Raw genomic sequence first — 15,463 nt, 5'->3', positions numbered from 1 at the left:
AGCAAAACCGCGTTGGCTCCCGTTTTCCTTGAGCCGTCATGGGTGACGCCCGATCGCCGCCGGCCCTATCCCTGTCGGTCGATGCGGTACAGGCGCATGTTCCCTTCGGAGAGAGCCACCGTGAAGCCGGGCGTGTCGTCCGTGATGTCCTCGATGCCCCGCCACATGTCGTGGTCATTGAATCCAGCGAGGTAGGAACCCTGGGCGGCATCATGGTCGAGGATGAGGACGTAACGTGCGTCCGTCGTGGCAACCGCCTCCCGCACGGAGCGGTCGTCGGCCAGATGATCGAGCCGATAGCGGATGACCAGGCTCTCGTGCGACTGCTCGTACTTGTAGAAGCCGTCAAAGTAGCGATAGAGGCACCTGATGCCAAACTGGCCATAGACCTGTGCGCTGCCGTCGGTGGGGTCGTTGATGACCACGTCGGTTCCCACGATGGCGCGCACCTGCCTGAGGAAGTCGATCTCCTCGGGGTTGATGGTGCCGTCCGTGCGGTATTCGTGCGCGAGCACATCGTGATAGGTGCCCATGGGGGTCTCGATGGTCCCGTCGCGGGGGATGGTGGCCCGCGCATCGGAGGGGTGGTCGGCGTTCACGGGTGTGTTGAGGGACCTGTCGTAGGGCAGGCCGACGCCCGGCCAGAAGGTGAGGGCCACGAAGGCGACCGAAAGTGCGGCGCCGCAGGCGATGGGCGTGGCGGCGTGCGGCTCGCGTGCACCGCGCCTGCCGCCCCAACGCTCGGCCAAGCCAGCGATCCACACGCGGGTGCGGTCGAGCCCGATGGCGAGCAGCGCCACGGCGGGAATGGCCGCCATGGCAGATATGCGGGCGGGGTCGTTGTACCAGAAGCCCGTGAGCACCTCGCGCGTGGCGCCGTCCAGGTGCTGCGCCGCCAGGACGAGCACCACGGCCAGGCCATATGAGCCGCAGAGCCAGCGATCCGCTCGCTCGCGCAGCAGGCGGACGAAGCCTATGAGCACGAGTGCCCCCGCGGCGAGCTCGGGAGCCATCGGGTGGAAGGGATTGAGGTACGAGAGCGTCAGCACACTGATGAGGGACTGCGGCATCGTCGCAAACGGCGCCCACTGGAACTCGGTGATGGGCCTGAGTGCGGACGAGGTGGCGAGTCCGTTCCAGACGAAGGCGGCAAGCGCCACGAAGGTGAGCACGATGAGGGGATTGGGCAGGTGCAGCCTGCCCACGCGCACGGTGCCGAGGGAGCGGATGTTGTGAATGATCCAAGGCACCAGCAGCAGTCCGAGCGTGAAGAAGGTGTTGGGGTGCAGGAAGGTCATGCCCGGAACCATGAGGGCCAGGACGGTGGCACAGCGGGCCCAACGGCCGCCCGTGGCCGTACGATGCGCCACACGCGTGAAGAGCGCGAAGGCGGCAGGGAGCATGCACAGCCCGGCGAGGTTGGGATAGAGCGGACCGTAGGCGAGCAGCTGCCAGGGAAACGCCGTCACACCGATGGCGGCCAGTGCGCCAAACGCCCTGATGCCCCGGCGCTGGGGGAAGAGCGTTGTCAGGGCAAGGAGCGTCGAGAGGGGAAACGCCACGAAGGCAAAGCAGAGGTTGACCGCCAGAAAGCAGAGGGCCATATCGATGTCCGAGACGCCTGCCACGAGTGCCACCACGATGTTCCAGGCGGAGGGATAGAAGCCATGGGGCCCGGGCATGACGTTGAGTGCCTCGTCAACGGCGTAGACCGAGACCCCGCGCGGATCCATGACCTGGGCATCCATCATGGCGCGCGTGGTGTTGAGATGGCTCACGACGTCCCAGGCCTGCATGGGGATGTCGATCTGCGGGAGGGCGGCGGCAAAGAGCACGAGGCCGGCCGCGAGGCCAACGGCCGCATAGAGGAGGACGAGTCGCCAGGGGACGCCCTCGGCGAGGTAGCCGGTCGCCTGTCCGCCTGTCCCGTGCGCCTTCCGCTCATGCCAGGTGCGCACGACGCAGCCTGCGACGAGGAGGAGCGTCGGGACCAGCAGCATGGTCAGGGGCGTGGCGGGGGCACCCAGCAGGTGGTAGGCCAGCCCCAGCATGCAGTAGAGCGTTGCCGAGAGGGGGGCGCCAACCAGGAGCGCCCCCTTGCTTGTGAGACCCATGGTGCGTCCCAACATGAGGCCAGGGGCGAACAGGACGGCTGCGGCGACGGCAAGCGCTATGTACAGTGAGAGCCACATGCTAAGGGACGCCTCTCTCGCGATGGAACGTGCGACGCGTGCGGGCCAGTGCCTATGCATCACCCCCATTGTATGGCTAGATGGTGCTGGCGGCGGGGCTCTAGGGTGGGGCACTGCCCCCTGTCCGCAGTGTCTAGCTCATGCTGTCCAGTCCGAGCAGCGCCGCCCCGATGGCCCCGCAGAGCTGTGACTCCTCATGGGTGCGTACGGGTGCCCCCAGCACGTCCTCCAGGGCCCTCACCACACCGGCATTGTTGGCGACGCCGCCGGTCATGAGGTAGGGCGCCTCCCCCCTCACGCGCTTGGCCAGGGTGGCGGTCTTGCGCGCCACGCTCTCGCAGAGGCCGTGGATGATGTCGGGCACAGGCGTGTCCTGGGCCACCAGCGAGACGACCTCGCTCTCCGCGAACACGGTGCACATGCTGGAGATCCTGACGTCCCTCTTCCATGTGAGCCCTGTGGCGCAGAACTCGTCGAGCGGCATCTCCAGCGCGCGGGCCATCATCTCCATGAAGCGACCGGTGCCGGCGGCGCACTTGTCGTTCATGACGAAGTTGAGGACGTTGCCGTTCTCATCCAGATGGATGACCTTGGAGTCCTGCCCGCCGATGTCGATGATCGTGCGCGCCTCGGGCGCCAGAAGGTGCGCGCCGCGGGCGTGGCAGGTGATCTCGGTGATGGAGCTGTCCATGTCGGGGATGCTGTCACGCCCGTAGCCGGTGGCAACCTTGAGGGCCATGTCATCCTCGGAAAGGCCCGCCCTTGCGAGCACCTCGGCCTTTGCACGCCGGGCGCTCTCGGTTGCCTTTGCACCCGTGGGCACGATGACGCTCGCCACCACCTCGCCCGCCCCATCCACGATGGCCGCATCGGTGGAGGTGGAGCCGGAGTCCACGCCGAGCACATAGGTCTGCCCTCCTGGTGCCGTGCGTGTCGTGGTGGCATCCGCGTCGGTGCCGCGCAGCGCCTCGCCAAACGCCTCGAGGCGCGTGCGCAGCTGGCCGGCGCTCTGCGAGCTGCCGTCCGTCTCGACCTTGACCATGGGAACGTCCTCCCTCGTGGTGAGTGCGGCGTACTCGAAGCCGTAGTAGTCGCAGAACTTCATGGTGTGATAGATGATGCCACGCTGGCCCTCCGCCCCCACGAGCCGCGTGCGTGCGCTGGCGTCCGTCATGCGCATGCAGGGCATCTGGTCGAGGAGCGCATCGGCGTACCAGTCCAGGAAGTCGTCTAGGGGAGACCCGTCCGCCTCGTGCACCTCGCAGGCGGCGCATGATGCCGGGGACTGGGCGCGGGCCAGGCGTGCCGGGGGAGACGCGAGCACATGTCGCTCGGTGCAGGTGCGGTTCTCCACGGGTCGATCGATGGCGGAGGAGATGGCGTCGAGCAGGGAGGACGTGGCGTGCGCCCCCAGCAGGGAGATGGGCGCGTGCTCGCGGGGCAGCGGCGGCACGAACGCCGCGAGGGCCGCCCCGGCGTCAAAGCCGCGTCCGCTGTAGGCGGCATAGCGCTCGGCAAGGTCGGCCAGGCGCGCACGAAAGAGCCTGCGTGCCGCCGCGTCACGGTGATGGGGCAGGTCGAGCAGATAGGCAAAGTCGAGGTTCCCGCGCTCACACACCACGTCGTAGGCACGGCGGATCACATCACAGCAGGTGACGAGCACCACCTCGTGCACGTCTGACGCCAACAGCCGCTCTATGAGTCCCTTGCCGTAGCCACAGAGGTTGGGATGGGCGAGGCGATCCGCCTCGTCAAAGGAAGGCACGTCCGCCTCGGCCAGGCGCGCCTGGGCACCAAGGCCCGCCAGCAGCTCCGTGGGCGTGTACTTGCAGGCATAGTAGACCGTATGCGTCACGGTATCGGCGCATGTCGCCGTCATGTCCCCTCCCTCCGCGTGCGCAGCAGCTCCAGGAAGGCCGAGAGGCGCGTGGACATCTGGCCCTCCATGCAGTTGGCACGCTCGCAGGCATCCCCGTCAAGCACCAGCACGGGTAGGCCCTCGGCCTCGAGCCTCGTACGCATGAGCTGGGCGGCGCCCGCCGTCTGCTTGCAGCCCCAGTGGCAGAACACCACCACCCCGTCGGCCCCGGTCTTTCGGGCCAGCCTGCTCAGGCACCTGACGCGACGCTCCGCGGGTCCGTTGAAGCAGCTCCTGCTCACGCGTTCCGCCATGGCCTCAAAGGGGTGGTCGGCACCGAAGAGGCGCTCCTCGCCGGGGGCGGGCACGTGATTGAACATCATGTCGGAGGCGACGATCTGCGCCTCCTGCGAATGGTCTATGTGCTCTGCGATGGACCCCAGGAAGTAGGGGGAGACGTGCGCCCACACCAGGTTGATGCCCCGGTAGGCGGGTGCCTCCCGGTAGTCCTCGCACATGTGGCTGGCAAGCCGCGCCGCCTCGGGCGTGCCCAACGAGAGCATGAGATCCAGCATCTCCATCATGTCGAGCGTCATGGTGTTGGCCAGGTACCTCCCGCGCCTCAGGGGCAGGCTCTCTGCGAGGGTGTCCTGTGTCGTGAGGGAGCGCGTCACCATCTCGTGGAGCAGCTCCTCGTCCAGCGTACGCCCATAGGCCTCCCCGACGTCGCGGGCGACCGCGCGCAGCTGGTCGGCCACATACCCGATGGAGTCGCGCGTGGTCTCATAGGGCACGTCCACATAGGCAAAGGGAACGTCCCACCTTCGGGCGAGCTCGCGAAACGTGAGGTTGTTGGCATCGCAGGCGACGGAGGTCGCCGCCAGGTACCTGCGCGGCCGCAGGATGCCGGAGGTGGCCAGCCCCATGAGCACGCGGTGGTACGAACAGTACGTCTCGGGAAAGCCCGCCCCCTCGGCCTGTCCGATGAAGGCGCTCTCCGCCTGGGCACCGCTCACGAACGATGCCACGGCCTCGGCCGTCACGGGCATGAGGTGCAGGGCACGAAAGAGCTCGTTGGGCATGAAGATGCTGGTGATCACGGAGTTCTCCGCGTCGGCCATGGCATCCACCACGGAGTTCATGAAGAGCGCATAGCCCTCCCTGCCCGAGCGCAGGAATCTCCCGTCGGGCAACAGGCGGGACTTTCGCGCCATGAGCTTGAAGCCCATCATGAGCCACTGACGTACCCTGTCGGGCCGTGACTCCAGGTTGCGTGCGGCCACATCGCCGTACCACCCTATGATGCGGTCGCCAACGCTTCGCTGTGCCATGACCCTCCCCACATGTCGCTGCGTACGATGCGGCCCTAGCTTACAAGTTCGGTGATCTCGAAGGTCTGCCTGCTGGCCTCGATGGCCTCCCGCGGCCCAAACACGCATACGGCATGGTGGTGGGGAAGCCCCTCGAGCGCCTTGGCCGCCGCACGGATGTCATCCGCCGTCACCGCCAGCATCTGTGCGCGCATGCGGTCGCGCCACGTGGCGGGTCTGTCGGCGAAGTAGTCGCCGTCCTGCCTGCGCGCGAGGGCGCGCGCCTTGAGTGGCGCGTCGTGACCGGCGACGGTCGACACGATGTAGCCCTCGAGCTCCTCTGGACCGCTATCCCAGGCGGCAAGCCAGGATGCCGTGCCCTCGTAACGGGCGAGCGTGTCATCGACGCTGGGGTCGCGATACGACCAGAACTGCCTGAGCCCCAGGGGCGTTCGCCTGAAGCCCACCCCATAGGCGCCGCCCCTCACGCGGACGGCATTCCATAGGTAGTCATAGGAGAGCACGCGCGAGATCACCTGCCAGGTGCCCAGACCCAACTGGTCGCCTGCGGCCCGGGCATCGCCCTCGCAGACGTAGCTTACGGTGGAGGGAATGACGAAGGCCTCGTTGGTGGGGGTGGGCTGCGGCATCTCGAGCCGAGTGTCACAGGGTGCGGCCACGCTCAGGCCCAGGGTGCCTCCCAGCTCCCAGAAGCGCGTGCAGTCGGCCATGGAGCCGGTGAGGCTTACGGTCACGCCATCGGCCACGAAGATGCGGTGGCAGAGGTCGCCCAGCCGCTCGGCCAGGTCATCCGCGCGCTCGTCCCAGTTGGCGAGCAGGTCCTTCACGAACAGGTAGTAGTCGATGCCACTCATGCGATCCGAGAGCGCGGCGCCGCGGGAGTAGTGCGTGGAGAGCCGCGCCATGCCTGCGGAATGGCCCGCCCCCGTGAAGTACTGGTCGAGACCCACACGCTGCTGCATGAGCTGCTCGAAGATGCGGTCGCCATCGGCGAACGACGTGGTGCCCCACACCTCGGTGGGCAGCGTGGCCAGCGCGTCCAGATGTTCGGAGAGCGCGCTCGCGCTCGCCACCATGAAGGGCCGCGTCTCATCGGCCTCGTCCGTCGCGTAGACGTTGGTGAAGAACGAGAGGTCGCCCAGCTGCTCCTCGACGAGCATGTCCAGCTCGGCGGCCGTGTGCGCCGCCGTGTCCAGGTTGCCGAGCAAGGTGGCCAGCACGCCCACGTAGGGGAGGTCATCCAAGGAGAGGTGTCTCAGGTCGAAGTAGTGATAGGCATAGGTGATGCGGTGTGTCCTCAACTCGTGATAGAGGCAGGGGAGTGGCGCCTGCAGCTCGCACAGCGCCTGTTCGGCAGGGGCATCCCCGATGTCCGTCACGCTCAGGCGGGGGAGCTTGGCCAGGTCCTCCGGCGCGTCTGGCGCCTCCTGCTCGTCGCGCAGTGCCGCCACCTCGGCACGCACGCGCTCGAGCCCCTCTGCGCCCATGCTCGCGGGACCCGCCGTGCCGTCCTGCTTCGCCTGCTCGACGGGATCCAGCTCCACCTCGGCATTGTGGGCGCTCTCGGGCACCAGCTCGCGCAGGAGCGTCTCGAAGTAGCCCTGGTCCAGCTGGTCGCGCATGTGGTCGATGGCGTCCTGGTACCGCAGGTAGTCCACGGGTCGGTCATCGTCGTAGAGCCAGCTCGAGAGCGCCGCCATCGAGAGCGCGACGCCGTCGGCGACGCCACCGAAGTCGCCCTCTCGTAGGTTGAATTCCGCCTGCGCGAGCGATGCGACCAGGCGCTGGCGCTCGATGCCGTCCGTGCAGAGCCTGCGGCAGGTGTCCTCCACCAGGGTGCGGAACTCCTGCGCGACCTGCGGCCTCGCCCCCTTGAGGTCAAAGATCACGACCGGTTGCAGGGTGGCGTCCATGAGATAGGCGCTGAGGTCGTCACCCAGGCCGCTGTCCAGCACGGCGCGCTTGAGCGGAGCCTCGTTGGATCCCGTGAGGGCGTCCAGCAGCACGTCCACCGCGAGCACGCGCTCGCGTTCGGCGGCCGTGCCGAGCACATAGGCCAGGCCAATCGTGGCGTTGTCGGGCGAGGTGACCATCTCCACGCGTCGCAGCGCCGGTGTGACGGGTGCCTGCAGTGCCAGCGGGTTGGGTGCTCCTGCCGCCTGGGTGCGCGCACCGTCAAAGCGCGCGCCGATGAAGGCCAGCTCCCGCTCGATGTCCAGGTTGCCATAGAGGATGGTGTAGCTGTTCTCGAGGGTGTAGTGGCGCGCGTGGGTGTCCAGGAACTCCTCATAGCTCAGGCTCGGGATGACCTTGGGGTCGCCACCGGACTCGAAGCCATAGGCCGTCTGGGGGAAGAGCTGCTCGTTCAGGGCCTGCATGAGCACCTCGTCCGGATTGGAGAGGGCGCCCTGCATCTCGTTGTAGACCACGCCGTTGTAGGAGAGCACTCCCTCGTCCGTGGCCTCGAGATGCCAGCCCTCCTGCTCGAAGATGCGTGGGCGGCGATAGATGGCGGGGTGCAACACCGCGTCCAGGTAGACGTCCATGAGGTTCTCGAGGTCCCGGACGTTGGTGGAGGCCACGGGGTAGATGGTCTTGTCGGGAAAGGTCATGGCGTTCAGAAAGGTCTGCATGGACGTCTTGATGAGGTTGACGAAGGGCTCCTTGACGGGGAACCGCTCGCTCCCGCAGAGCACGGAGTGCTCCAGGATGTGGAAGACGCCGGTGCTGTTGGCGGGCGGCGTCTTGAAGGCGATGGCAAAGCTCCGGTTGTCATCATCCACATCGAGCCACATCACGCGGGCGCCGGAACGATGACGGTAGATGTGCGCCGTGCCCGAGAGCTCGCTCAGGGGTTCCGTGGCGATATGGGTGAAGTCCTGGTTCATACGGATCCTCTCGTTGGGTCGCCCGATTGTAGCGGGTGCGTGGGACGTTCGTGTGATTGTGCCATACACATACGGCCGCGCGCGAGGCGTACTGCGGCATGCCGCGGGCCTTTGCGGCCCTGAGGCCGCGACAGGAACCAGGCCGCCGCGCATCCGCATGCCACGACGGCCTGGCCCCGCGTATGTCTGGCGTGGACTCCCCTACTTGATGACCAGCGTGTCGCATTTGGCGTTACGGGTGAGGTAGGTGGAGATGGAACCCAGGAGCGCGTATTTGATGGACGAGAGGCCACGCGCGCCACAGATGATGAGATCCGGGTGGATGACGTCGATCATCTCCTCCTTGAGGGTCTCGCGGATGCGACCGGCCTTGACGATGACCTCCACCTTCTTGATGGCATCCTCCGACCGTGCCTTTGCCACGTCCACTGCGATGGACTCACGGAAGCTCTTCTCTAGGGCGGCGATGAGCTCGCCTGGATAGGTGCCTGCCGCCTCGAGTGCCGTGGAGTCTATCACATGGCCGATGTAGAGCTCGGCATTGTTGTTTGCCGCCACGATGGTGGCTCGGCCCAACACCTTCTGCTGCATCTCGGTGCCATCCAGCGTCACGAAGATCTTGTCGTACCCCAGGCTTTGATAGTCAGTCATGGTGAGCGCCTCCTGCCGTGATGGGGTCATGGTCCCTGTGGGTGAGTCTACCCGTCTCCCCGTCGTTCCTTCGCAGCCCGTGGGCCTGCGTGACCCGCATTCCGTGAGCGGCCCGTGGTGGGCACATGGTTGTCTTGTGGGAAGGGAGGGGCGGTGGTGCCGTTGCGTCATCATGGATGGGCATCTGAAGCTGGGGAAGGGAATGTGCTTGAACCTCATCGAGCTGTTGAAGGCCATACTGTACGGCATCGTCGAGGGCATCACGGAATGGCTGCCCATCTCGTCTACGGGCCACATGCTGCTGCTGCAGCGGGTCATGCCGCTTGCCGTGACGGCGGACTTCTGGGACATGTTCCTCGTGGTCATTCAGCTCGGTGCCATCCTGGCCGTGTGCGTGCTCTTCTTTGGGCGGCTCAATCCCTTCTCCCGCCATAAGGATGCGGCAGGGCGCCGTGGGACCTGGGCGCTCTGGGCCAAGATCGTGGTCGCCACCATCCCCGCCGCCATCATCGGCCTGCCCTTGAACGATTGGATCGATGAGCACCTGCAGTCCTCTCCCGTCATTGCCGCCGCGCTCATCGTCTATGGCGCTGCGTTCATCGTGATCGAGACGGTGCGGTCCCGGCCCCGGCATGCGGTGGGGGCGCATGCCGTCCAGACGGTCGCCGACGACGACCGTGCCCGCGTGCGGGACATGACCGAGCTGGGCTTTCCGACGGCCATCGGCATTGGCATCTTCCAGGTGCTCTCCCTGGTGCCGGGCACCTCGCGCTCCGGATCGACCATCATCGGTGGCCTGATCCTGGGCTGCTCTCGCCCCGTTGCCGCAGAGTTCACGTTCTTCCTGGCCATCCCCACCATGTTTGGTGCCAGCGCCCTCAAGCTGGTCAAATTCTGTGCTGGTGGCAATGGCTTCTCGTCCTATGAGGGGTCCATCCTCACCGCGGGATGCATCGTGGCGTTCCTCGTGTCGCTTCTGGCCATCCGCTTCCTCATGGGCTTTGTCAAGAGGCACGACTTCAGGCCCTTTGGCGTGTACCGCATCATCCTGGGCGTCGCCGTGATCGCTGCCATGCAGCTGACGTAGGCATGGAAGACCCGGTGGTTCGAGAGGGCCGTGGTCGGGGCATTCGTCCCTGTCTCCCACTGGCTATAGGCAATTCAGGGCCCTGCGTCCCACATCGATGGACTAGACTGGGCCAATGCGGGGTAAACATGAATTCGTTTGAAGGGCGAGTTTGGGCACGTGGCTGCTCGACTCCAGGTAAATGGTCCAGGGGGCTTTCCCAACCTTTGGCCGCGAAGGGACACATATGCTGAATCATGCCACTGACATCTCACGTCGCACGTTCGTTGGCACGGGCCTCGCCGCCTCTGCGGCCCTGGTTCTGACCGCCTGCTCGGGTGATGGTGCGCCATCTCCCACGGCGCCGTCGGGCGACGTCTCGACCTCCTCGGCAACCAAGATCGATACGGACGCCTTCAACGGCCTGGTCGCCTCCGGGATCGTCGCGGACGATACGACCATCGCCGCCAGCTCCTGGGCGCAGGCCATCAAGGATCGCGGTACGCTCCTGCTGGGCGGGGTGGAGACGTCCACGCTGTTCTCCCAGTTGGATGACACCGACGGCAAGGACTACGGCTTCGATGCCGGTCTGGCGCAGCTCCTCACGCGCTACGTCCTAGGGGATGCGGACAGGTACACGCTCACCCAGGTGACCTCCGACACGCGCGAGTCCGTCCTGCAGAATGGGCAGGTGGACTGCGTGTTCGCAACCTATTCCATCACGGATGACCGCAAGAGGGTCATCTCCTTCGCCGGCCCCTACTACGAGTCGCGCCAGGGCATCCTGGTCGCGCAGGACAACACCGACATCAACGGCATCGAGGACCTTGCCGGCAAGAACGTCGCCGTGCAGTCGGGCTCCACCGGTCCCGACCTGCTGAGCGAGGCCGCCCCCGACGCCAAGCAGCAGCTGTTCCAGACCTCCTTGGAGGCGGAGGAGGCACTCTCGCAGGGCCGGGTCGATGCCTATGCCTTTGATCTCACGCTGCTGGAGAGCGTGGTTGCCCAGCAGCCCGAGAGCTTCAAGATCGTGGGCGAGCCCTTTGGGACCGTCGACCCCTACGGCATCGGCCTGCCCCTCGGCTCCGATGGCGTCTCCTTCGTGAACGACTTCCTCCAGAAGGTGGAGGACGATGGCACCTGGGCGAAGCTGTGGCAGATCGCCATCGGTGACCGCACCAACCAGTCCACGGCCCCCGAGCCGCCGCAGGTGGGCAAGGCATAGGCTTGGGCCCAGCACAGGGGACCGACGTGCGGGAGACCCCCATACTGGGGTCCTCCCTTTGAGAGGAGGCGGGCATGGGGCTTAGCGAGCTTGTCGCCCAGTACGGCGACAGGTATCTTGCGGCGCTGCTCACGACCTGGGGCATGACCGCCGTGTCATTCGTGTTCGTGATGGTGCTGGCCCTGGCCGTCACCATCATGCGCACCTGTCCCATTGCGCCGCTCCGCCGCTTCGGTGACCTCTATGTGCAGGTGTTCCGCAACATCCCCGGCATCTCGCTGCTGGTGATTGTCGTGTACTCGCTGCCCCGTTTGGGTATCGTGCTCGACTACCTCCCCAGCGTGATCGTGGTCGTCTCGCTGGTGGCGTCATCGTTTGGCAGCGAGAACTTCATGAGCGGCATCAACACCATTCCCGTGGGCCAGATCGAGGCGGCGCGCTCCCTCGGCCTCACCTTTGGGCAGATCATGCGCCAGGTGGTGGTTCCCCAGGCCCTGCGGGCCACCATCCTGCCCATGACCAACCTGCTCATCGCCGTCATGCTCACCACGTCCCTCGGCTCGCAGGTGCCGCTTGATCCCAATGAGCTCACAGGTGTGGTCTCGTATGTCAACACGCATACGACGGGAGGTATCGTCGCGTTCGTGCTGTCGGCCCTAGGCTATGTCCTCACCGCGGTGGCAATTGGCTGGGCGGGCAACCATGTCGACAAGAGGGCGAGGGTCCTGCGATGAGCTCTCACACCCCCTCCATGCGCGACATGCTGTACGAGGCCCCAGGTCCTCGGGCGCGTCGCCGCATCCGTGTCTGGACGGCGGTGGGCAGCGTCCTGCTGCTGGCCCTCGTCGTCCTGGTGCTGAGGCAGTTCGCGCTGAAGGGACAGTTCGCGCCCCGCTACTGGGCGTTCTTCCTGCAACCCACCACCTGGGCGTTTCTGGGCACCGGCTTTCTGGGTACGCTGTGGGCCTCGTTGGCGGCGGGCGCCCTCGCCCTGGTGCTGGGTCTCGTGCTCATGCTGGGGCGTATCAACGGGCCGATGGTGGTGCGTGGCGTCTGCCGCGTGGTCACCGACTTCTTCCGTGGTGTCCCCAGCCTGCTGCTCATCTACTTCTTCTTCCTGGTGCTTCCGCAGTATGGCATCAGCATGCAGCCCTTCTGGATGATCGTGCTCCCGGCGGGCCTCGCGGCATCGGGTGTGCTGGCAGAGGTGTTCCGGGCCGGCGTGAACGCGGTTCCCACGGGGCAGGTGGAGGCGGCCCTCTCCCTGGGTATGAGCCAGCGTGCTATCACCTTCAAGATCGTGCTGCCGCAGGCGGTGCGCTTCGTGATCCCCACGCTCATCTCGCAGCTCGTGGTGGTGGTCAAGGACACGACGCTGGCCTACGTGGTGAGCTATCCCGACATGATGCAGAACGCGCGCGTGCTGGTGAACAACTACAACGCGCTCGTCTCCACCTATCTCGTGGCGGCGGTCATCTACATCCTGCTCAACTACCTCATCAACAAGGCGGCCGCGCTGGTTGCCAGCCGCACGGGCGTGACCATCATGACACGCTCGAGCGCGCGTCCAATCTAGATCGGAAGGCACCATGGCACAGGACAGGAACGACAGCCCGGACAGGGACGCGCAGCCCGTTATCGAGCTGCGCCACGTGGAGAAGCACTTTGGCGACCTCCACGTGCTGAGGGACGTGAGCCTCAAGGTGGGCAAGGGAGAGGTGCTCGTGGTCATCGGACCCTCTGGTTCGGGCAAGTCAACGCTCATCCGCACCATCAACCGCCTGGAGACCATCGATGCGGGAGACATCCTCATCGAGGGTACGCCCCTCCCCCAGGAGGGGCGGCAGCTCGCCGCCATGCGGGCGAGGATCGGCATGGTGTTCCAGAGTTTCAACCTGTTTGCCCACAAGTCGATCCTGGACAACGTGACCATGGGTCCCGTCGAGGTGCTGGGCACCCCGCGCAAGCAGGCGGAGGACGAGGCACTGGAGCTGCTCAGGCGCGTGGGCGTGGCGGAGCAGGCGCACAAGGTCCCAGCTCAGCTCTCCGGCGGCCAACAGCAGCGCGTGGCCATCGCCCGCTCGCTGGCCATGCATCCCATGGCCATGCTCTTCGACGAGCCTACGAGCGCCCTCGATCCCGAGATGATCAACGAGGTGCTCGAGGTGATGGTCGAGCTCGCGCACGAGGGCATGACCATGATGGTCGTCACGCACGAGATGAACTTCGCTCGGCGCGTGGCCCACCGTGTGGTCTTCATGGCCGATGGGCAGATCCTGGAGCAGGCTGCCCCGGACCGGTTCTTCGAGCATCCGGTGGCGCAGCGTGCCCGCGACTTCCTCGACTCCATCAAGGGACACTAGGTCACGGGTCTGCATGTCCCACTAGTGGGGGTGACGGGTGACAGGGGTGTGCCGTCGCCCATAGTTGGGAAGAAAACCCAAGCGGGACGGGACACGGCGGAGTCTCTCGTGCGCCAGGCATGTCTCCGAGGGGAGCTCGGATTCGAGCGCCCGTGACGATGCCGTAGTCACGTAATGGTGGCGTGGGAGCGAAGTGGCCCCAAGTGCGTGCTCGGTCGTATGCTCATGGCGCGCAGGCGGCACCCACGGATGGCAAAAGCCCAGGATCGAGACTTTTTGAGATTCGCGCAGGCGTCAGATGGCTCCCAATTTCCCAATGGATTCGCCTTGCGCCCCAATCTCAGCACGCACTTGGGGCCACTTCGTTCCCTTGGGAACATAAGAGGATGCCCGGTCTCAGCCGGAGCACCCATAACGCCCTCCTACGGAAGCAGAAGCTAGCTGTTGACGGTCAGGACGTTGTTCGCGTACGACATGGGGGAGGCTCCTGCAGGCTCTATCACTCCAGGAACGCTGGGAAGGGTCTCCACCCCTCAGTGTTCGACCCGTAGGGCCTGGCATAGGCCCACTCGCGAGCGAGCGTCCAGACAGGCGGAAACCCCCAGCCGAAGCGTTGAAGTGCGATCCCGACCCATGAATATCATGGTTGCAACGTGCGTCGGCCCAGACACGCTTGAGGTTCTCGGCCGCACGGGATGATCACAGAATGGCGGCCCCATCCTCGAACGATGTCCTGGACTGGAACCGTTTATCAGATCTGCTGCATGTTGGCTGCGACGGACGAGTACCAGAAGTTGGCGTTGGGCGGGCAGTACTTCTTGGCCATCGACATCGTGAGGGCGCTGCCATAGCCCTTGGCAAGGCCACTCACATGCGCCTTGATGGCGGTGTCCCAGTCGCCCCAGCTGGAGCTTCCCCAGCCCCAGGCATTGTGCGGCTTGAAGCACACGGCACCCTTGCTGCTCTCCACGGCCGAGATGGCCGGGGAGAGGCGTGGGTCGACCCCGGAGTCCCAGGCGGCGCTGGCGAACGTGGCGCCGTGGCCGGCGAGGGGGGAGCCTGCGAGGTACCTGTCGATGCGCCCGGACCACTGCGCCACGAAGGTGGTCTTGTCGCTGCTCCAGCTGACCTGGTCGGCGTTGCCGGGGTTGCCTTTGGTGGAGGGCGAGTCACTCGGAGTGGTGGTGTCGGTGGTGGTGTTGGAGGAGTCATTCGAGGGGGTGTCCACCGTGGCGGTGTTGCCGCTCTCGGTGGAGAAGCTGCTGTCGCTGTTGGACGCGGCGTCTGCGAGGGCTGCGGCTTCGTCGGCCTCCTCCTGCCGCTGCTGCTCCTCCATCTGCCTCTGCATGTTCTCGCGGGCGTTGACGGCGTCATCCAGGGCGGCCTTTGCCTCCTGTTGCCTCTGCTCGGCCTCGGCCTTCTGGCCGTCGAGATCGCTCTTGGTGTCCTGGAGGTCCTTGGCCATGCTGACGAGGCCCTTGATCTGCTCGGAGTTATAGTCCGAGATGGCGTTCATGTACTCGATGTTCTCGATGAGGTCGCCCAGGCTCTCGGACGAGAGCAGGAGCTCGAAGATGCCCGCGGAACCTTCCTGCAGCTTGTACTGGGCGCGCACGCTCTGCGCGGCCGCGCTCTGCGCATCGGGCAGCTGCCGCTCGAGGTCGTCGATCTTCTGTTGGTTGTCATCGATCTTCTGCTGGATCTGACTGACCTTGTCGGTGGCGTCGTTATAGGCGGTGTTGCTGTCCTCCACCTTCTGCTGGAGGTCGTCGAGCGTCTCGGCCGAGATGGGCTTGGGGGATGCGATGCCCATGCTCAGGACAAGCGCACCCGTCGCGATGAGCGTCGTCGTCCGTGTGGTCCAGCTGTGCCTCGTTGTCAAGATGCGC

The 15,463-nt window shown here is 65.8% G+C and carries 11 protein-coding genes; 5 read left to right on the top strand and 6 right to left on the bottom strand.

All coding sequences use genetic code 11. The features are described 5' to 3' along the window. Positions 1–65 precede the first annotated feature (65 nt). From HMPREF1316_RS02515 to HMPREF1316_RS02495, 5 genes are all read right to left on the bottom strand, one after another. Positions 66–2,192: a DUF6541 family protein gene (locus tag HMPREF1316_RS02515; protein WP_021725308.1), complete on the bottom strand. Its 2,127-nt coding sequence runs from the start codon at positions 2,190–2,192 to the stop codon at positions 66–68. A gap of 133 nt (positions 2,193–2,325) precedes the next feature. Next, positions 2,326–4,071 (bottom strand): acyl-CoA dehydratase activase, encoded by a 1,746-nt coding sequence (locus HMPREF1316_RS02510; protein WP_021725278.1) that lies wholly within the window; start codon positions 4,069–4,071, stop codon positions 2,326–2,328. Further along, positions 4,068–5,381 (bottom strand): 2-hydroxyacyl-CoA dehydratase subunit D, encoded by a 1,314-nt coding sequence (locus tag HMPREF1316_RS02505; protein WP_021725343.1) that lies wholly within the window; start codon positions 5,379–5,381, stop codon positions 4,068–4,070. Before HMPREF1316_RS02505 ends, HMPREF1316_RS02510 begins: the two co-directional genes overlap by 4 nt. Before the next feature lie 35 nt (positions 5,382–5,416). Then, complete coding sequence (locus HMPREF1316_RS02500; protein WP_021725266.1) at positions 5,417–8,269, bottom strand: insulinase family protein; 2,853 nt, start codon at positions 8,267–8,269, stop codon at positions 5,417–5,419. Positions 8,270–8,470: 201 nt separating this feature from the next. Then, a complete protein-coding gene (locus HMPREF1316_RS02495; protein ID WP_021725294.1) occupies positions 8,471–8,920 on the bottom strand; it encodes a universal stress protein in 450 nt (149 codons plus the stop codon). Positions 8,921–9,128: 208 nt separating this feature from the next. Between HMPREF1316_RS02495 and HMPREF1316_RS02490 the strand changes: the two genes are divergently transcribed. The 5 genes from HMPREF1316_RS02490 (at position 9,129) to HMPREF1316_RS02470 (ending at position 13,574) form a co-directional block, all read left to right on the top strand. Continuing rightward, entirely contained in the window at positions 9,129–10,007 is an 879-nt protein-coding gene (locus HMPREF1316_RS02490; RefSeq protein ID WP_021725328.1) for an undecaprenyl-diphosphate phosphatase, read from the top strand. A 226-nt stretch (positions 10,008–10,233) separates the two neighbouring features. Continuing rightward, positions 10,234–11,211 carry a glutamate ABC transporter substrate-binding protein gene (locus HMPREF1316_RS02485; RefSeq protein ID WP_021725344.1) on the top strand — a complete coding sequence of 326 codons (978 nt, stop codon included), beginning with the start codon at positions 10,234–10,236 and terminating at the stop codon, positions 11,209–11,211. Between the two features lie 74 nt (positions 11,212–11,285). Beyond that, entirely contained in the window at positions 11,286–11,945 is a 660-nt protein-coding gene (locus tag HMPREF1316_RS02480; RefSeq protein ID WP_021725285.1) for an amino acid ABC transporter permease, read from the top strand. Beyond that, positions 11,942–12,787 (top strand): amino acid ABC transporter permease, encoded by an 846-nt coding sequence (locus HMPREF1316_RS02475; protein ID WP_021725322.1) that lies wholly within the window; start codon positions 11,942–11,944, stop codon positions 12,785–12,787. Before HMPREF1316_RS02480 ends, HMPREF1316_RS02475 begins: the two co-directional genes overlap by 4 nt. Before the next feature lie 13 nt (positions 12,788–12,800). Further along, a complete protein-coding gene (locus tag HMPREF1316_RS02470) occupies positions 12,801–13,574 on the top strand; it encodes an amino acid ABC transporter ATP-binding protein (RefSeq protein WP_021725321.1) in 774 nt (257 codons plus the stop codon). Positions 13,575–14,325: 751 nt separating this feature from the next. Here the strand turns inward: HMPREF1316_RS02470 and HMPREF1316_RS02465 are convergent. Continuing rightward, entirely contained in the window at positions 14,326–15,456 is a 1,131-nt protein-coding gene (locus HMPREF1316_RS02465; protein ID WP_021725311.1) for a coiled-coil domain-containing protein, read from the bottom strand. Positions 15,457–15,463 lie beyond the last annotated feature (7 nt).

The organism is Olsenella profusa F0195 (genome assembly GCF_000468755.1).
Classification (GTDB): Bacteria; Actinomycetota; Coriobacteriia; order Coriobacteriales; family Atopobiaceae; genus Olsenella_F; species Olsenella_F profusa.
Note: the sequence above shows the minus strand (reverse complement) of the source record. Positions and strands in the feature narration are given on the sequence as shown.